This window comes from Microbacterium sp. M1A1_1b (genome assembly GCF_053345565.1).
Genome location: NZ_JBKFAJ010000003.1, coordinates 284185 through 301957, shown reverse-complemented (window position 1 = coordinate 301957; position 17773 = coordinate 284185). Strand labels below are relative to the sequence as shown.

Annotated in this window: 15 protein-coding genes; 6 read left to right on the top strand and 9 right to left on the bottom strand. The window is 73.3% G+C overall.

The window, feature by feature from the left end; translation table 11 throughout:
* The first annotated feature begins 24 nt into the window (after window positions 1-24).
* Window positions 25-543: a MarR family winged helix-turn-helix transcriptional regulator gene (locus ACLBWP_RS09985; RefSeq protein ID WP_243564095.1), complete on the top strand. Its 519-nt coding sequence runs from the start codon at window positions 25-27 to the stop codon at window positions 541-543.
* Window positions 540-1049: a mycothiol transferase gene (locus tag ACLBWP_RS09980; RefSeq protein WP_447655051.1), complete on the top strand. Its 510-nt coding sequence runs from the start codon at window positions 540-542 to the stop codon at window positions 1047-1049. The genes ACLBWP_RS09985 and ACLBWP_RS09980 overlap by 4 nt, the downstream gene beginning before the upstream one ends.
* Window positions 1050-1250: 201 nt before the next feature.
* Here the strand turns inward: ACLBWP_RS09980 and ACLBWP_RS09975 are convergent, their stop codons facing one another.
* Both ACLBWP_RS09975 and ACLBWP_RS09970 read right to left on the bottom strand, forming a co-directional pair.
* Entirely contained in the window at window positions 1251-3404 is a 2154-nt protein-coding gene (locus ACLBWP_RS09975; protein ID WP_447655050.1) for a DEAD/DEAH box helicase, read from the bottom strand.
* Window positions 3405-3673: 269 nt separating this feature from the next.
* Window positions 3674-4528: a polyphosphate kinase 2 family protein gene (locus tag ACLBWP_RS09970; RefSeq protein ID WP_447655049.1), complete on the bottom strand. Its 855-nt coding sequence runs from the start codon at window positions 4526-4528 to the stop codon at window positions 3674-3676.
* A gap of 79 nt (window positions 4529-4607) precedes the next feature.
* On the opposite strand from ACLBWP_RS09970, the gene ACLBWP_RS09965 reads away from it, so the two are divergent.
* Both ACLBWP_RS09965 and ACLBWP_RS09960 read left to right on the top strand, forming a co-directional pair.
* A complete protein-coding gene (locus ACLBWP_RS09965; RefSeq protein WP_447655048.1) occupies window positions 4608-5723 on the top strand; it encodes an alpha/beta hydrolase in 1116 nt (371 codons plus the stop codon).
* Window positions 5724-6151: 428 nt separating this feature from the next.
* Window positions 6152-6412 carry a hypothetical protein gene (locus ACLBWP_RS09960; RefSeq protein WP_243564090.1) on the top strand — a complete coding sequence of 87 codons (261 nt, stop codon included), beginning with the start codon at window positions 6152-6154 and terminating at the stop codon, window positions 6410-6412.
* A 6-nt stretch (window positions 6413-6418) separates the two neighbouring features.
* Here ACLBWP_RS09960 and ACLBWP_RS09955 read toward each other — a convergent pair whose 3' ends face one another.
* From ACLBWP_RS09955 to yczR, 3 genes are all read right to left on the bottom strand, one after another.
* Window positions 6419-9574 (bottom strand): efflux RND transporter permease subunit, encoded by a 3156-nt coding sequence (locus ACLBWP_RS09955; protein WP_447655047.1) that lies wholly within the window; start codon window positions 9572-9574, stop codon window positions 6419-6421.
* Between the two features lie 34 nt (window positions 9575-9608).
* Complete coding sequence (locus ACLBWP_RS09950) at window positions 9609-10259, bottom strand: DUF6518 family protein (RefSeq protein WP_243564088.1); 651 nt, start codon at window positions 10257-10259, stop codon at window positions 9609-9611.
* 127 nt (window positions 10260-10386) lie between these two features.
* Entirely contained in the window at window positions 10387-11829 is a 1443-nt protein-coding gene (gene yczR, locus ACLBWP_RS09945; protein ID WP_447655045.1) for a MocR-like transcription factor YczR, read from the bottom strand.
* Between the two features lie 60 nt (window positions 11830-11889).
* Here yczR and yczE point away from each other — a divergent pair, with 60 nt between their 5' ends.
* On the top strand, window positions 11890-12582 hold the full coding sequence (gene yczE / locus ACLBWP_RS09940) for a membrane protein YczE (protein WP_447655044.1): 693 nt from the start codon (window positions 11890-11892) through the stop codon (window positions 12580-12582).
* A complete protein-coding gene (locus ACLBWP_RS09935; RefSeq protein ID WP_447655043.1) occupies window positions 12540-13400 on the top strand; it encodes a sugar phosphate isomerase/epimerase family protein in 861 nt (286 codons plus the stop codon). The genes yczE and ACLBWP_RS09935 overlap by 43 nt, the downstream gene beginning before the upstream one ends.
* Window positions 13401-13504: 104 nt before the next feature.
* Here the strand turns inward: ACLBWP_RS09935 and ACLBWP_RS09930 are convergent, their stop codons facing one another.
* The 4 genes from ACLBWP_RS09930 to ACLBWP_RS09915 are packed head-to-tail and all read right to left on the bottom strand — an operon-like array spanning window position 13505 to window position 17758.
* On the bottom strand, window positions 13505-14536 hold the full coding sequence (locus tag ACLBWP_RS09930) for a Gfo/Idh/MocA family protein (RefSeq protein WP_447655042.1): 1032 nt from the start codon (window positions 14534-14536) through the stop codon (window positions 13505-13507).
* A complete protein-coding gene (locus ACLBWP_RS09925) occupies window positions 14533-15528 on the bottom strand; it encodes a Gfo/Idh/MocA family protein (RefSeq protein WP_447655041.1) in 996 nt (331 codons plus the stop codon). The genes ACLBWP_RS09930 and ACLBWP_RS09925 overlap by 4 nt, the downstream gene beginning before the upstream one ends.
* Complete coding sequence (locus ACLBWP_RS09920) at window positions 15525-16541, bottom strand: ROK family protein (RefSeq protein ID WP_447655040.1); 1017 nt, start codon at window positions 16539-16541, stop codon at window positions 15525-15527. Before ACLBWP_RS09920 ends, ACLBWP_RS09925 begins: the two co-directional genes overlap by 4 nt.
* Window positions 16538-17758 carry an ROK family protein gene (locus ACLBWP_RS09915; RefSeq protein ID WP_447655039.1) on the bottom strand — a complete coding sequence of 407 codons (1221 nt, stop codon included), beginning with the start codon at window positions 17756-17758 and terminating at the stop codon, window positions 16538-16540. The genes ACLBWP_RS09920 and ACLBWP_RS09915 overlap by 4 nt, the downstream gene beginning before the upstream one ends.
* Window positions 17759-17773 lie beyond the last annotated feature (15 nt).

The window sequence follows — 17773 nt, the reverse complement described above, 5'->3', positions numbered from 1 at the left end:
GAACACCCACCCGAGAAGAGCCCGATGACGGACCTCCGCATCACCGCAGTCCCCGAATCCCCCGCGCCCGCCACGATCGACGGCGTCGCGGACACCGACCTGGGACGACTGATGACCGCGTTCCGGCTGCTGCAGACCCAGCACGCGCGGGTGCTCCACCACGAGAGCCAGGCGCGGGGCCTCAACGCCACCGACAGCCGCTTCGTGTTCTTCCTGGCCGCGGCCGACGGTGCGGGGGTCACCCCGAAGCAGTCCGGCGAGTACCTCGAGCTGTCCACCGGCGCGATGACGTCGCTGATCGACCGACTCGAGCAGCGTGGACACATCGAACGCCGCCCCAACCCGAACGACCGGCGCAGCATCCTGCTCCACCTGACCCCGTCCGGCGAGACCGTCGCCCAGCAGATCGCCGCCGTCTACTCCGCGTCGTTCCGCGAGGTCGTCGCCCCCGACGAGCGCCAGGCCCTGACCGACGCCTTCACCCGACTGGGCCAGGCACTCGGCCGACGCTCGGCACGTGCGAGCGTACGTTCGGGGGAATGACCCCCAGCGAAGTCCTCATCGAGGCGTTCTCCCGCATCCCCCCGACCGTCGCCGGCGCCGTCGAAGGGCTCTCCGAAGACCAGCTCGCGGCCCGTCCGGCCGCCGGCGCGAACACGCTGGCCTGGCTCGCGTGGCACATCGCCCGGGGCCAGGACGCGCAGGTCGCCGACCTGGCCGGCAGCGAGCAGGTCTGGACTGCGGACGGCTGGTACGACCGGTTCGGCCTGCCCTTCGCCCCCGAGGCGCTCGGCTACGGCATGTCCCGCGACGAGGTCGGCCGCGTCCGGGCGTCCGCCGCGCTGCTGACCGGGTACCTCGACGCGGTGCACGAGCGCACCGTGGCGTACCTCGGCACGCTCGGCCCGGACGACCTGGACCCCGTGGTCGACGACGCGTGGGACCCGCCCGTCACCGCCGGCAGCCGCATCGTCAGCATCCTCAACGACTGCACGCAGCACGCCGGCCAGGCCGGGTACGTACGCGGCCTGCTGTTCTTCCAGAACTGACGGTCCGGGGCCGGACCAGACGACGGACGGGAGGCCCGGTGCCAGCTGGCACCGGGCCTCCCGTCTGCGTCGTGGTAACGGACCGCCGGCCGAGACTCGGCCCCGCGGACACGGCGCGGGTTCCGGACGGCGGGATCTGTCCGCCTGGCCGAGACTCGGCGCGGCCTGCGCGGCCTGCGCGGCCGGCGCGGCCGGCGCGCGTCAGCGCGCGGCGAGCTCCGCCACGATGCCGTCGCCGGGCGCGGCCGGCTCCATGTCCGCCTGGATCTCGGCGCGCTCGAGGATGCCCTCGATCTTGCGGATGCGACCGCGGGGGACGATCGTGACGACGGTGCCCTCCTTGCCGGCACGACCCGTGCGGCCGGAGCGGTGCATGTACGCCTTGTAGTCGTCCGGCGCATCCGCCTGCACCACGAGCGACACGTCGTCCACGTGGATGCCGCGGGCAGCGACGTCGGTGGCGACGAGCACGTTCACCCGGCCGCTGGTGAGCAGCTGCAGGTTGCGGGTCCGACGCGCCTGGTTCAGGTCCCCGTGGAGCGACGTCGCACGGATGCCGGCGTCCTCGAACTGGTCGGCCAGACGCTCGGCGTAGGCGCGGGTGCGGGCGAAGACGATGGTCTTGCCCTGGCCGGCGACCAGCTCTTCGAGCAGCTGGTCCTTCTGGCGCTGCTCGACCACGAGCACGCGGTGGTCGATCGTCGAGGACGCCTGGTCCTCGCCGGCGACCTCGTGCACGCTCGGCTCGTGCAGGAACTGCTCGACGAGCGCCGCGACCTGGGTGTCGAGCGTCGCGCTGAACAGCAGCTTCTGCGCACGGTTGCCCTGCGGGGTGACCTGCGCCGTGGCCTCGAGGATCTCCTGCACGGGCGCGAGGAACCCGAGGTCGCACATGTGGTCGGCCTCGTCGAGCACCGAGATGACGACCTCGCTCAGGTCGAGCGTGCCCTTCTTCATCAGGTCCTGCACACGGCCCGGCGTGCCGACGATGATGTCGACGCCGCGCTGGAGTGCGCCCTCTTGCCGGCCGTAGGGGACGCCGCCGTAGATCTGCGTCGTGAACAGGCCGACCGAGCGGGCGATCGGCTGCACCGTGCGGTCGATCTGCAGTGCGAGCTCACGCGTCGGCGCGAGGATGAGCGCACGCGGGGCGCGGCCCATCTTGCGCTTCGTGCCGCCGCCGTGCTCCATGAGCTTCTCGACGAGCGGGGCGCCGAACGCGATGGTCTTGCCGGAGCCCGTGCGGCCACGGCCGAGCACGTCCTTGCCGGCGATCACGTCGGGGATCGTCGCCGCCTGGATCGGGAACGGGCTGTTCGCACCGAGCTCGGCCAGGGCCCGCGAGATGTTGCCACCGATGCCGAGGTCGGCGAAGGTCACGCCCTCGACGTCGGACGCGACGGTGGACTCGGCCTGCAGCTTCGCGAGCTTGACGTCGTCGGCGGGGACGAAGTGGCCGCGGTCGTCGCGGGTGTCGCGGCGGGGGGCACGGTCGTCGCGGGTGTCGCGGCGGGGGGCACGGTCGTCGCGGGTGTCGCGGCGGGGCGCGCGGTCGAAGCGGCGGGCCGGACGCTCGTCGGCGTCACGACGCGGGGCACGGTCGTCACGGTCGAACGTGCGCGGGGCACGGTCATCGCGGTCGAAGCGACGCGGGGCACGCTCGTCGCGGTCGTCGCGGCGGGGGGCGCGGTCATCGCGGTTGAACGTGCGCGGGGCACGATCGTCGCGGCGGGGGGCGCGGTCGTCACGGTTGAACGTGCGCGGGGCACGGTCGTCGCGGCGGGGGGCGCGGTCGTCACGGTCGAACCGACGGGCCGGACGCTCGTCGGCGTCACGACGGGGGGCGCGGTCGTCACGGTTGAACGAACGCGGGGCGCGGTCGTCACGGTTGAACGAACGGGGGGCGCGGTCATCGCGGTCGAACCGACGGGGGGCGCGGTCGTCACGGTCATCACGACGCGGCGCACGGTCGTCACGCTCGAAGCGACGCGGGGCACGGTCGTCACGGTCGTCGCGACGGGGCGCACGATCGTCGCGGTTGAACGAACGCGGGGCGCGGTCGTCGCGGTTGAACGAACGCGGGGCGCGGTCGTCGCCACGGGCCGGACGGCCGGCGCCGCGGGGCTCCCAGGTGGAGCGGCCGGCGTCGCGCGGCTCCCAGTTCGGACGGCTCGGGCGCTCGCCCTGCGAGGAACGGTTGCGACGCTCGTCGGCGTCCCACCGCTGCTTCTGGCGCGGTGCGGTCGGCTCGGCGGCGCGGAAGCCGCGGTGCTTGCTGGAGCGAGCGGCAGGGGTGCCGTTCGGGTGACGGGCTCGGTCGGCGCGCGAGTTCGCGCCCTTGTCGTACGGGGCCATGAGTTCTTTCCGGGGTGCAGACGTACCACGCGGCCCGGCAGCGACATCGGCGGGGGCGGCTCGTGGAGAGGGGGTTCATCCCGTCGTCGGTTCGACGTGATTCCAGCCCTCGAACTACACAACACCCAAACACGTCCGCGGCTCGCGAGCCACGGTGTCGAAGGCCGACCGAGCGAGTCTACGGGACCACCGGCCCGTTGGCCAGCCCCGTCGGCGACGGCGGCGCTGTGGCGGAGGCGCGCCGGGCCTCCTGTCCGGGTGCCGGTGGGTCAGGACCCCGCGAGCCGCTGCCGCTGCTCGGCCACGTCGAAGTCGGCGGCGGGCCAGGACAGGTGCATGTCCTCGAGCGCGCGGAGCAGCAGCTGCTGGACCGCCAGCCGGGCGTACCACTTGCGGTTCGCCGGCACGACGTACCACGGGGCGATCGCGGTCGAGGTGCGGTCGAACGCGACCTGGTAGGCGTCCTGGTACTCGTCCCAGAGCAGGCGTTCGTCGATGTCGCCCGGGTTGAACTTCCAGTGCTTGTCGGGACGATCCAGTCGGTCACCCAGGCGTTCGCGCTGCTCGTCCTTCGAGATGTGCAGCATCACCTTGACGATCGTGGTGCCCTGCTCGGCCAGCCGGTTCTCGAAGTCGACGATGGCGCCGTAGCGGCGCTCGATCTCCTCGGGCGGCGCGAACGACCGGACCCGCTGGATGAGGACGTCCTCGTAGTGGGACCGGTCGAACACGCCGAGCTGCCCGGCGCTCGGCACCTGTCGTTCGACGCGCCACAGGAAGTCGTGCTCGCGTTCCTCGGCCGAGGGTGCCTTGAAGCCGGCGTAGTGCACGCCGTTCGGGTCGACGGCTCCGACCACGTGCGCGACGATCCCGCCCTTGCCCGCGGTGTCCATCGCCTGCAGGACCAGCAGCACGCGGCGCTCGTCGCCCGTGGTGGCCGCGGCCCACAGGCGTTCCTGCAGCGCCGCGAGGCGGTCCGCGCCGGCGGCCAGGGACTCGAGCCCGTCGATCTTGCGGCCCGGGAACCCGGGGGTGCCGTCGGGGTCGACGTCGGCGAGCCGGAAGCCCTCGTCGACACGGAGGAGCGGTTCGGGATCGGCGTTCCAGGCCTTGCGACGGCTCACGGGTCCTCCAGGGTCGACGGGTGTCCCGCTCATCCTGGCACCGGCGGGTGAACGGTGTTCCGCGGTACCGTGGTCGGCGATGAGGTCCGGCCGCCGCACGCTGTTCGCGCTCGTCGCCGCGGTCGTGGCGCTCGGCGCGGTCGCGTCGTGCAGCGGGGACCCGACCGGCGACCAGAACGCCACCGTGACGGCCGACCCCGTGATCTACCCGCTGTCGCTCCGGTACCACGGCATCGACGTCGTGCAGGACGTGCCGTACGGGGCCGACCGGTTGCAGCAGCTCGACGTCTGCCTGCCCGCGGGCAGTGACCCCGAGACCACGGCGACGCCGAGCGCCGGAGCGGCCGGGGATGCCGGGGATGCCGGGGATGCATCGTCGACGGTGCCTGCTGCGTCGGCGGATGCGTCCGTGCCGGGGGCCGGAGTTCCGGTGACGGCCGGTCCGGGCGCCGCGGTCCCGGCTCCGGCGTCCGCGGCACCCCGTGCGACCGGGTCCCGTCCCGCGGTGATGATGATCCACGGCGGCAGCTGGTCCCACGGCGACAAGGACACGGCCGCCTACCGCGCCGTCTGCCAGTACCTGGCGTCAGAGGGCTTCGTCACCTTCAACGTCGACTACCGACTGGCGCCGACCGACCCCTTCCCCGCCGGGCTCGACGACACCCGCCGGGCGCTCGACTGGGTCTTCCGGACCTCCACCCTCGAGACCTACGACGTCGACGCCGACCGGGTGGGGGTGTTCGGGGGCAGCGCGGGCGGCAACCTGGCGGCGATGCTGGCGGTCGAGGACCACGAGTCGACCGCCTACGCCGACGGTGACCGGATCCGGGCCGTCGTCGACCTGAGCGGTCCGACCGACCTGACGGCGCGATCGACCGAGTCGGACGGGGTGTCGGCGGCGTTCCAGCGGCGCCAGCTGCTCTACCTCGGCTGTTCGGCGTACGTTGGTTGCCCCGCGGCGGAGCGGGCATCACCGACGTACCAGGTGAGCTCGGACACGGCGCCGTTCTTCATCGGACACTCCACGCACGAGTTCATCCCGATGTGGGAGTCGCAGGAGTTCGCGACGGCGCTGCGGTCCCACGACGTGCCGGTGACCTTCGTGGCGGTGCAGGGGACGGCGCACTCGATCGCGCAGCTCGACCAGGCGATGAGCAAGCGCGTCGTGGCGTTCCTGCGGCGGCACCTGGGCTGAGCCGGCGGGCCGGCGGGCCGGCGGGGCGCCGGGCCGACCCGGACGCGAGTCTCGGCCTGGCGGACAGTCTGCGGCCGACGCACGGCGCAGCGTGTCCGCGGGGCCGAGACTCGGCGCGGCGGTGCAGGACGGGAGGCTCGGGCTGGTCCGGCAGGCGACCAACCGGTTGGCGGTGGAGTCCGGCGGGTCGGCGAGTCTCGGCCTGGCGGACAGTATCCGGCCGGGGAGCGGCGCAGAGTGTCCGCGGGGCCGAGACTCGGCGCAGCGGTGCCGAGACTCGGCGCGCTCCGGCGGCGCGCGGCATGCGGGCGTGCCGGACGGGAGGCACGGGTCCGGTCCGGCAGGCGGCGGACGACGGGCGTACCCCGAGTGGGTGGCACTCGGAGTCGGGACTGCCGCCGCGGGCCGTGCGGACGCAGACTTCGGAGGTGACCGACACCTCGACCCGCCCCGCGCGACCCGTCCGCCCCACCACCCCGTGGGAGCGCCGGACCCGCAGCAGCACGGTCGCCGAGCTGCTGCTCGGGCTGTCGTTCTTCGTGACGGTCGGGTTCGCCGGCTACGGTGCGGCGACCGGTCACACGTCCGCCGTGGCGCAGCTCGGTGCCGTGGTGTTCCTGGTCACGCTGACGGTCGTCGTCGTGCGGTGGTTCGTGGCCGTCGACCTGGAGGACGTCGAAGCGCGCTAGCCGCCGCTACTCGGCCGTGCGCTCGGCCCGCCGGTCCGCCCGGCGCTCGCGCGCCCGCTCGACCAGGAAGTACAGCGCCGGCAACACCACGAGCGTCAGCAGTGTCGAGGACACCAGACCGCCGATCACCACGAGCGCGAGCGGCTGCGAGATGAACCCGCCCTGCCCGGTGACCCCGATCGCCATCGGCACCAGCGCGAAGATCGTCGCGAGCGCCGTCATCAGGATCGGCCGGAGTCGGCGGGTGGCGCCCTCGATCAGGGCCTCACGCACGCGCAGACCCCGGCGCCGGTACTGGTTGACCAGGTCGATCAGCACGATGGCGTTCGTCACGACGATGCCGACCAGCATGAGCACCCCGATCAGCGACGCGACGCCGATCGGGATCCCGGACACGATCTGCAGGATGATCGCGCCCGTCGCCGCGAAGGGCACCGAGACCAGCAGCAGCAGCGGCTGCAGCAGGCTGCGGAACGTCGCGACCATGACCACGTAGACGATGAGGATCGCCACGAGTGCGGCGAGCAGCAGCTGGCTGAACGCCGACGACTGACTGGAGGCGACACCACCGATCGACGCGGAGGCCCCCTTGGGCAGGTCGAGCTGGTCCACGGCACTGGTCACCGCCGTCACGGCGGCACCGAGGTTCGCGGAGTCAGGGGTCACCGTGATCGTCGCGGTCCGGACCGCGTCCGAGGTGGTCACGGTGGTCGGACCGTCCGCCTTGTCCACGGTCGCGACGTCGGACAGCGGGACGGTGCCGGTGGACGTCGGGATGGACAGCGATCGGAGGGCATCGACGGTGGTGGGCGGCTCGGGGTCGGCGATGTAGACGTCGAGCGAGGCGTCGTCGATCTCGACGGTGCCGGTGTCGCGCGGCGATACCGAGGCCGCCACGATGCCGCCGACCTGGGTCTCGGTGAGCCCGAGCGACGCGGCCTTGGCCCGGTCGACCTTGACGGCCAGGTACGGCTCGGCGGCGGACAGGTTGCTGGTCGCGCCGGTGGTGTGGGCGACGTCCTTCAAGGTCTTGAGCGCCGTGTCGGCCGCGGTGCGCAGCTGCGCCTGGGTCGGGGCGGTGATGTCGACCTCGATGTCGCTGCTGCCGCCGAAGCCGCCGCCCGACGACGACAGCGAGATCGTGCCCGCGTCGGACAGCCGGTCCAGGCGCTTGCGCGTGTCGGACTGGATCCGGGTCTGGTCGGCGTCGGAGTCGGTCGTCACGGCGTACTGGATCGACGCCGTGCCACCGCCACCGAAGGCCGCCTGGATCGACTGACCGCTGGTGCCGATCGTGGTCTGCACGGTGTCCACGCCGTCGACCGCGCGCAGCTGTCGTTCGACCTTGGTGGCCTGGGCGGACTGCACGTCGAGCGAGGCGCCCGGGTCGAGGTCCTGCGTCACCGTGAAGGTGTTCTGGCCGGAGTCGCCGAGGTAGTTCGTCTTGACGAACGGCAGCGCAGCCGCGGTCCCGCCGAGCACCAGGACGGCCAGCACGACGACGACCGCCGGGAACCGCAGGACCCAGTGCAGCAGCGGCTGGTAGCCGCGGCGCAGGCGGTCGGGCGCACTGGCGTCGTGCAGGTCGGCCGCGGACCGCAGCTCGGTCGCGGTCGCCGACCCCGTTGCCTCGGATGCCGCCGGGACCGCGGCTGTGCCGGCGTGCTCGTGCCCCTTCGGCGCGCGGAGGAACCAGTACGCCAGCACGGGCACGATCGTCAGCGCGACGAGCAGGGACGCGATGAGCGCCATCGTCACGGTGAGGGCGAACGGCCGGAACAGCTCGCCGACGAGCTCGGCGACGAACGCCACCGGCAGGAACACGACGACCGTGGTCAGCGTCGACGCGGTCACGGCGCCCGCGACCTCGCGCACGCCGTCGAGCACGGCCTGGCGGCGGTCCACCCCGGGTTGCAGGTGCCGCTTGATGTTCTCGATGACGACGATGGAGTCGTCGACCACGCGGCCGATCGCGATCGTCAGGGCCGCCAGCGTGATGATGTTGAGCGTGTAGTCGGCGGCACGCATGCCGATCGCCGCCAGCAGCACCGACGTGGGGATCGAGATCGCGGTGACGATCGTGGAACGGACGGACAGCAGGAACACCAGGATCACGACGACGGCGAACCCGAGCCCGAGCAGGCCTTCCTCGGCCAGGGAGTCGATCGACTGCTGGATGTAGGGCGCCTGGTCGAAGACGACCGTGACGCGCGGGTCCCCGGTGATCTTGGACTCGATGCCGGGCAGCGCGGCCCGCACGGTCTTCGACACGTCGACGGTGTTGGCGTCCTGCGTCTTGGTGATGGCGATCGTCAGGGCCTGCTCGCCGTCCACCCGGCTGATCGAGGTGCGCGGGGACTCGGTGATCGCGACCTTCGCGACGTCGCCGATCGTGGTGGCGGTCGGGCTCGCACCGGGCGCCGTGGTGCCCCCGGTGAGCGGCAGCGCCTTGATGTCGGCGATCGAGGCGATGCGCTCCCCGGTCTGCACCGACAGCGTGGAGCCGTCCTGGGTGATGGTGCCGCCGGGGATCAGCGTGCCGTTGTCCTTGAGGGCGTCGGAGATCGCCGTCTCGGACAGGCCCCGCTCCCCGAGTGCCGTGCGGTCCGGGGTGATCAGCACACGGCGACCCGGGTTGCCGTAGACGTCCGCCGCACGGACACCGTCGAGCTTCTCGAGGTCGGGGACGGCCGTGGCGGTCAGCCGGTCGACCAGTTGCTCCTGGTCGCCCTTCGACGACACCGCGAGCTGGATCACGGGCAGGTCGTCGAAGGACCCGGTGACGATCTGGGTCTGCACCGAGTCCGGTAGCGACAGGGCGTTGACGACGGTCTGGATCTTGTCCTCGGCGCTGGCGAGGTTCGACCCGTAGGCGAACTCGGCCGACACGACGCTCTGGCCGGTCGACGAGGTGGCGGTCGTCGACTTCAGGTCGGGCACCGCCTGGATGCCCTGCTCGATCTTGGTCGAGACGTCGTTCGAGACGACCTCGGGTGTGGCGCCGGGGTACGCGCTGACGATGGCGACCTGGGGGAACTGGACGCTCGGGATCAGCTCCTGCTTGAGGCTGGACAGCGCGATGCCGCCGAAGATCGCGACGACGATCGTCACCAGCGCGATGAGCGCGCGGTTCCGCAGGCTGAAGACCGAGAGCAGGTACACGCGATGATCCTTGCAGGTGGGACCGACGCCGGGCTCAGCTGCCGAGCAGCAGGTACGTCGCCAGCACCGCGACCGATCCGACCACCCCGGTACCGAGTGCCAGCACCCGGGCACCGGGCGACCGCGCCAGGACGATGCCCGTCACGAGCACCGCGACGCCGACGCCGATCTCCACGATCCACGTCACGACGCCGGTCGTCGCCGCGACCTGCAGCAGCGACCGCATGCCCTCGCCGATGAGCACCGCGGCGACGGCCCCCGCTGCCGCGCCGCGCTGCCGACCGTCGGCGGAGCGCACGGCGATGGACACGGCCCCGGCCAGCACGCCGGCGGGGACGGCCATGAGCACCCAGAAGCTGGTGGGCGACAGCGTGTCCGGGAACCCCCGCAGGTTCGACGTCGCCCAGTAGCCCACGTGCAGCAGCTCGAGCAGCACGACACCGGAGACCATCGCCAGCGCGAGTCCGGCGCGTCCTGTCCGGATCCGCAGCCCGAGCAGCAGGACGACGGCGACCAGGAACCACGGACCGGCGGAGTTCGACAGGGTGGACAGCGGACCGACGGCCTGGCCGAACGACGTCAGCACGCCGGCCAGCAGGGCGCTGCCGAAGACCATCGACACGCGCGCCACCACGGGCACGGGCGGGACCGGTGACACGGGACGAGCAGGCGCGAGCGGGGTCATGTGACCAGCCTGACGACCCGATGCGCGCCCGTCGTCACCCGGACGGGCGAACCACACCGGTCGCGGGTCCTCCGGAGGAATGACGAGCACGTGCGAGCACCACACCACCACGAGCGCCACCGCGCGCTCAGACCACCGCGGCCAACGACCCCCGCGTGCCCACGCTCGAACCGCCCGTCCGCGCCCACGACCGCTCGAGCACGTCGACCAGTCGCACCCGCTCGGCCGGCGCCATCGTGAACGGCACCCGCAGGAACCGTTCGAACCCGCCGTCCGGCCCGAACACCCCACCGGATGCGAGCACCACGCCCTCGGTCCGCGCCGCCAGGACGAGTGCGCTCGAGACGGGTCGTCCGAGCCCCACCCACGTCGTCAACCCGCCCGCCGGCGACGGCACGTCCCACTCCGGCAGCCGCGTGCGCAACGCCCCCACCACCTCGTCGCGACCCTCGCGCAGCGACGCACGCCGGGCCTCCAGGACGGTCTCGGTCAGCGGCACCAGCTCGCGCGCCACCAGCTGGTCGAGCACCGGCGTGCCGAGGTCGCCCGTCGGGCGGGCGAGCAGCAGCCGTTGGAGCAGGTCCGGCTCGGCGCGGATCCAGCCGATCCGCAGGCCGCCCCAGAACACCTTGTCGGCCGACCCGATCATCACCACGGACGACGCGCGCGCGGCGAGCGGCACCGAGGCGGGTCCGTCGATCCGCAGTTCGCCCATCGTCTCGTCCGCGATGACGGTCGTCCCGACGCGCTCGGCGACGTCGACCAGGAGCGCGCGGGCCTCGGCCGACATCGTCGAACCGGTCGGGTTGTGCAGCTCCGGCATCACGTAGGCGACGGCCGGGGTGGATCGGCGGAGCGTGGCCTCGAGCACGGCGACGTCCCACCCGGTCCGCGCGTCGACGGGCACCCCGACCAGGCGCCCGCCGGCCTCGCGGAACGCCTCGTGCGCGTGCGGGTAGGTCGGCGACTCGACGAGCACGGCATCCCCCCGTCGGACGAGCACGCGGGCGAGCAGGGCGATCGCGTGCTGGGCGCCGATGGTCACGATCACCTGGTCGGACGATGTCGGCAGCCCCCGATCGGTGTATCGCGCGGCGATGGCGGCACGGAGCCCCGGGTCGCCGACGGTGTCGTACCCGATGCCGGCGAGCGCCGCTGGGACGTGGCGCATCGCCCGTTCGACGGCCTCGGCGATGCCCGGAGCCGCGTGCAGCGCCGCCTTCCGCAGGTCGAGGACGTCGCCCGACACCACCCCGCCCAGACGCTCGGGGTCGGGCCGGCCGACCAGGTCGCGGGGCAGCCGGACCACGCTGCCGGATCCCCGCAGGGACACCAGGTACCCGGAGGACCGCAGCCGCGCGTAGGCGTTCGCGACCGTGGTGCGCGAGACGCCGAGCGCCTCGGCCAGTCCGCGCTCGGCGGGCATCCGGGTGCCGAGCGGGATCCGGCCGTCGATGACGAGCATGCGGACCGCGTCGGCGAGGGCCTCGTACGCGACGGCGTTCGACCCGGCGCGCCACTCCCGCAGCAGGGCGGCGGCGGCACGGGCACTCAGTAGGACGGGGGTCATCCGGCCACCGTAGCCGGATTGGCTCTCGACCGGCAGTCCAATTCCGGCCACGATCGGATCGTGTCCCGCCCCACGATCATGTCACTCCGCTTCGTGCAGCTCTTCGTCGGCCTGTTCCTGTACGGCGCGTCCACCGCGCTGCAGGTCCGCGCTGTCGTGGGGGTGAGCTCGTGGACCGTGCTGACCGAAGGGCTCGAGCACGTGGTGCCGTGGTCGTTCGGGCTCATCACCGTGGTGTCGAGCGGGATCATCCTGCTGTTCTGGATCCCGCTCCGGCAGAAGCCCGGCATCGGCACCCTGCTGAACGCCCTGGCGATCGGCCCGTCGGCGGACCTGGTGCTGTGGCTCGTCCCGACGCCGACCGAGCTGGTCGGCCGGGTCCTGCTGTTCGTCGCGGGCCTGCTGCTGCTCGCTCTGGCCACCGCGTGCTACATCGGCGCGGGGTTCGGCACGGGTGCGCGCGACGGGTTGATGGTCGGCCTGCACGAGCGGCTCGGCTGGCCCGTCTGGCTGGCCCGGACACTGATCGAGGTCACGGTCGTCGTCGTCGGCTGGTTCCTCGGGGGCGACGTCGGCGCGGGCACCGTCATCGCGGCCTTCGCGATCGGCCCGATGGTGCAGCCGCTCATGCCGCTGTTCCGTCGGTTCCCGTGGAGTCCGGTGCGCACCGGTGCTGGTGTCGTCGCGGAGGACGCGGATAGGGTCGCGGCATGCGCCTCGGAGTCTCGTCCTACAGCTTCGCCCGCTCCCTGACGAACGGGTCGATGACCCTGCTCGACGTGGTCGACTGGGTCGCGGACGCCGATGCGGACCACCTCGAGCTGGCGGTCGGCGACGAGCTGCTGACCGACCCGGCACTGGTCGACCGGATCGGCCAGCACGCGACCGACCGCGGGGTCGAGCTCGCGAACCTGGCCGTGGGCGCGGACCTGAGCGGCCCGGACGTCGACGACCAGGTCGCTCGGCTGCGGGCGCACCTGGACGTCGCACACCGGCTCGGGATCACCCGGTTCCGGCACGACGTCGTGCCGTGGGCGTGGCGCGAGTCCGACCAGGCCGAGTTCGAGGACCGTCTGGAGCGGATCGTGCCCGTCGTCCGTTCGCTCGCCGACCACGCGGCCGGGCTCGGGATCACCCCGATGGTCGAGGACCACGGCTTCGCGTTCAACGACCCCGAGCGCCTGCTGCGGCTGGTGCACGAGGTGGACCAGCCCGCGTTCCGCGTGCTGCTCGACGTCGGCAACGTGATCTGCGTCGACGCCGATCCGCTGGTGGCCGTCGACCGTCTGCTGCCGGTCGCGGCCGTGGTGCACCTGAAGGACTTCCTGGTGCGGCAGACCCCGCCCGCCGCCGAGGGCTGGCTGACCACGCTCGCCGGCCGCGCCGTGCTCGGCACCGTCGTGGGCCACGGTGACCTGCCGATCCCGCGGATCGTGGAGCGGATCGCCCGGAGCGGGTTCGACGGGCCCGTCTCGATCGAGTTCGAGGGACTCGAGGACGACCGCGAGGCGGTCGCGCGGGGCATCGCGAACGCCCGCCGCCTGTGGGCGGCCGCCGGCGGGCCGGCGTGACCCGTTGACGCACGGACCGGCCAGAGCGCCCGGCGTGGTCCGCTGACGGACGGGAGGCTCCGTGCCGGTCCGGCACCGAGCCTCCCGTCCGTCCGGTGGTCGGGTCAGACCGACCGGACCGCCACGGTCGTGCCGGTCGCCGCCGACTCCTGCGCTGCCAGGACGACCGCCAGCGTCCGGAGTCCCACGGCGGCGTCGGGCTGGGGCTGCTCGCCACGACGGACCGCGGCGACGAAGGTGTCGAGCATGGCCGCGTCGAAGTCCGGTCCGTACGGCAGCACGACCGAGCGCCCCGTGGCGGACTCGAGCCCGCGGGCGCTCGGCCCGAAGAAGTCGATGTCGACCGATCCCCCGGTCCCGACGACCGTGATCGCCAGTCCGCCCCAGGTCGGCGACGTGTCCGGGCGGCTCCACGAGCAGTCGATCGCCGCGACGGTGCCGTCCGCGTAGGTGATCGTGACCAGGCCTGCGGTCTCGGCCTTCGCCCGCGCGGCGTGCAGCGTGCGGTTCGTGACCGCGGTGACGGACACGGCCGGCGTGCCGTCGAGCAGTTCGTCGAGCAGGTCGGCGATGTGCACGACGTGGTCCACGAGCGCGCCGCCACCCGACAGCTCGGGTTCGGTGAACCACGACCGGGTGAGCGGCAGCATGCCGTTGTTGGCACCGCGCACCGCGAACACCTCGCCCAGGCTGCCCGCGCGCTTGGCCGCCGTGAGCCGGGCGAAGGTGCTGGCGAACCGGACCGGGAAGGCGACCATGAGCATGACGCCCGCGGCTTCTGCGGCGGCGCGCATCGCGAGCCCGTCCTCCCACGTCGTCGCGAGCGGCTTCTCGCACAGCACGTGCGCGCCGGCGGCCGCGGCCATCTCGACCAGGGGCCGGTGGCGGGCGTTCTCGCTCGTGACCACGACAGCATCGACGCCCTGCTCCAGCAGCTGTTCGTACGAGTCGACGTAGGCGACGCCGAGGGCGTCGGCGAGCGCGCGGCCGCGCAGGTCGACGAGCTCGGTGCCGGTCGAGACGCCGTCGGGGTCGGTGCCGACGACCTCGACGTCGGGCATCGCGGCCAGGGCGGCCAGGTAGCCGATGGCGTGCGTGTGCGCGAAGGACATCACGCCGATGCGGAGCGTGCTCATGCGTGCACCCCCGCCCGGGGCAGGTCGACGGGCTGACCGGTGGCGACCGAGCGGAGCGCCGCGTTGACGATGTGCACCGCGGTGGCGCCGTCCTCGGCAGACACCCGCGGGGTCGCACCACCCTGGAACGCGCCGAGGTACTCGCGGATCTCGAGGAAGTACGGGTCCTCGGCCGGGTCGACCTCGGGCATGTCCCCGCCGATGCCCTCGGCGTCCACCAGCTCGGCGACGTAGTTCCGTTCGGCGCGCGAGTCGTGCGACAGGCTGCCGAGCGTGCCCGTGACCGAGTACTCGGTGACGAAGGGCAGGTGGTCCGGTCCCCAGACGCCCGCGACGTGGCTGATCGCGCCGGACGCGTGGGTGAGCAGCACGTGCGCTGCCTCGACGGGGTGTTCGACGTCGCCCTTCCGGACGTGCACGGCGCTGACCCGGACGACCTCGCCGGCGATCCACCGGGCGATGTCCAGGTCGTGGATCATCTGGTCCATGATGATGCCGCCCGACAGCTCCGGGTCGGCGAACCAGGCCGACCGGGTCGGGAAGGCACCCGACCGGACGAAGCGGAGCACCGCGAGGTCACCCAACTGCCCGGCGTCGACCGCGTGCTTGAGCCGGACGTACTCGGGGAAGTACCGCACGACGTGGGCCGGGTAGAGCTGGCGACCGGCCTGGTGCGCACGGCGGACCAGGTCGTCGGCGTCCTCGTCCGATCGGGCGAGGGGCTTCTCGCTGATGACGTCCTTGCCCGCGGCCAGTGCGGCACGGACGACCTCGGCGTGGGCGTAGGTGGGGACGACGACGTCGACCACGTCGACGCGCTCCAGGAGTTCGTCGAGCGAGTCGACGACCTGGCCGCCGAACGTCGCCACGAGCTCGGGGGCGCCGACCTCGGAGTACACCAGGACGTCGCCCAACCGGAGCAGGTTCGGCAGGTGGGCCTGGGCGATCACCCCCGCCCCGACGAGGCCGATCTGCGGTCGCGGTGCGGTCATGGTGTCCTCCTGGGGTGGTCGACGGTGACGGGGTCGGTGGAACGGATGGGGGCGGGGCTCGGTGTCGACGTCGCAGCGGCGGCGCTCGCCAGCACCGCGGCACCGGCGAGTCCGGCACCGGCGCCGACGAGCGACTGCTCGATCCGCGGGGCTGGTCGCCAGCCGAGTCGGGCGTCGACGGCGGCGCGGAGCGGGACGAGCAGGCGTTCCCCCGCCTCGCCGAGTCCGCCGCCGATGACGACCACGGCCGGGTCGAGCACGGCTGCCAGGATCGCGACCCCGGCGCCCAGGGCGTCCACGGCGTCGGCCCACACGGCGGCCGCGACGGGATCGGTGTCGATCGCGTCGATGATCTCGGGTGCACCGCCGTCGAGGGTGCCACCGGCCTCGCGGTAGCGCCGACGGAGGTTGCGCGCGGACGCGTAGGCCTCGACGCAGCCACGCTGACCACAGGTGCAGGGTTCGCCACCCGGTCGCACGCACACGTGTCCGACCTCGCCGGCACCGCCCGCTGCGCCGACGACCAGCCGGCCGTCGACGACCAGGCTGGCGGACACGCCCGTGCCGATCGGGATGAAGACCATCTCGTCGACGTCGCGACCGGCTGCGGCGCGTGCGGCGATCTCCGCGGTCGCCGCCGCCCGGGCGTCGTGCGCGACGGCCACCGGCACGCCGTAGCGCTCGCGCAGCAGGTCGACGATCGGCAGGTCCTGCCAGCCGAGGTTCACGGCGACGACGACCCGGCCCGCCTCGGAGTCGACCACGCCGGGGGTGCAGAGCCCGATGGCCACGAGCGGGTGACCCGCTGCCCGGGCGCTCGTGACGAGCCGGTCGATGACGGAGCGCACGGCGGCGAGCGCGGCACCACCGGGCCCCGCCGGGACGGGCTCGACGCCGCCGGAGGTCGGGACGACCACCCGGTCGAGCACCACGTCGCCGATGCGGACCTGGCCCTTCACGGTGGTGCCGCCGACGTCGACCGCGACGACGGCACCGGGCAGCGCGGTGCTCATGCGGACTGCTCCGACGCGGTGCGGACGAGTTCGTCGATGCGGGTGGGCGCCAGGACCTCGTCGATCGCCAGCAGGGTGGCCCCGCGGATCCCGGCGTCGCGGGGCGACGCGCTGGCACGGACGTCGAGGTCGTCCGCGATCATCGGCAGGCACGACCGGTACAGCTCGCCACGGATCGTGGCGACGAGGACGCCGGAGGCCGACATCGCGCCCGCGAGCACGACGTCGCTCGGGTTGCAGAAGTTCACGATGCCCGCGAGCACGCGGCCGATGTGCTCGCCCGCCCGGCGCAGCTCGTCGAGGACCGCCGTGTCGCCCTGGGCGGCCAGGGCCAGGAGGCCGTGGGTGCCGGACACGTCGCGGCCGGCGGCCCGCAGCCGGGCCACGATCGCCCCGCCGCTCGCGACGGACTCCAGGCAGTTCGGCACCCCGCAGGTGCACCCGATCGCTGCCTGGCCGTCGACGGGCGTGTGGCTGATCTCACCGGCCGCTCCCCCGACACCGCGGTGCAGGCGGCCGTCGAGCAGGACCCCGGCGCCGATGCGCGTCCCCACCTTCACGGCGACCAGGGTGGCGTCGTCCCCGTCGACCGGCCGTTCGGCGACGGCGATCAGGTTGGCGTCGTTCTCGACCAGCACCGCGACGTCGGTGTACTCGGCGAACAGCTCGGGCAGGACGGCGCCGTGCCAGGACGGTTCGAAGCTCGGGGTCGCGATGCTGCCGCCGGGGTAGGACACCGGCGCGGGGACGCTGATCGCGGCGCCGCGGAACCGGGCCATGTCGAGGTCGTTGTCCGCGGCGAGCTCGACGAAGCGCTGCCAGAGCGCGGCGACCGACGCCCGGGGGCCGCTGGCGACCGGGACGGTGGCCGTGCCGTGCGCGAGCGCCTCGGTGTCGGCAAGCACCGTGCCCGCCAGGTCGCTCAGGACGATGCGGACGTGGTTGGCGCCGAGGTCGGCCGCGGCGACGAACCCGGCGTCGGCGGCGAGCTCGAGCCGCCGCGCACGACGACCCCCGCGCGACCCCTCGGAGCCGGTCTCGCGGACCAGCCCCAGGGCGGTCAGGGCGTCGACCCGCGCCGACGCGGTGGAGGGTGCCAGTCCGGTGCTGCGGGCGATGCTCGAGCGCGAGACGGTGTCGGCGGAACGGATCAGGCGCAGCACGTCCCCGGCGGATCCGGGACTCCGCCCCATGTCCTGGTAGTGGCGCTCGGTCATGCCGACACTGTATCG

Coding starts and splice junctions, on each gene's coding strand:
- ACLBWP_RS09965 (WP_447655048.1), top strand. CDS start 4,608: ATGAGGTCCGGCCGCCGCACGCTGTTCGCGCTCGTCGCCGCGGTCGTG.
- ACLBWP_RS09975 (WP_447655050.1), bottom strand. CDS start 3,404: ATGGCCCCGTACGACAAGGGCGCGAACTCGCGCGCCGACCGAGCCCGT.
- ACLBWP_RS09920 (WP_447655040.1), bottom strand. CDS start 16,541: ATGAGCACCGCGCTGCCCGGTGCCGTCGTCGCGGTCGACGTCGGCGGC.
- ACLBWP_RS09980 (WP_447655051.1), top strand. CDS start 540: ATGACCCCCAGCGAAGTCCTCATCGAGGCGTTCTCCCGCATCCCCCCG.
- yczR (WP_447655045.1), bottom strand. CDS start 11,829: ATGACCCCCGTCCTACTGAGTGCCCGTGCCGCCGCCGCCCTGCTGCGG.
- ACLBWP_RS09930 (WP_447655042.1), bottom strand. CDS start 14,536: ATGAGCACGCTCCGCATCGGCGTGATGTCCTTCGCGCACACGCACGCC.
- ACLBWP_RS09925 (WP_447655041.1), bottom strand. CDS start 15,528: ATGACCGCACCGCGACCGCAGATCGGCCTCGTCGGGGCGGGGGTGATC.
- ACLBWP_RS09915 (WP_447655039.1), bottom strand. CDS start 17,758: ATGACCGAGCGCCACTACCAGGACATGGGGCGGAGTCCCGGATCCGCC.
- ACLBWP_RS09950 (WP_243564088.1), bottom strand. CDS start 10,259: ATGACCCCGCTCGCGCCTGCTCGTCCCGTGTCACCGGTCCCGCCCGTG.
- ACLBWP_RS09935 (WP_447655043.1), top strand. CDS start 12,540: ATGCGCCTCGGAGTCTCGTCCTACAGCTTCGCCCGCTCCCTGACGAAC.
- ACLBWP_RS09985 (WP_243564095.1), top strand. CDS start 25: ATGACGGACCTCCGCATCACCGCAGTCCCCGAATCCCCCGCGCCCGCC.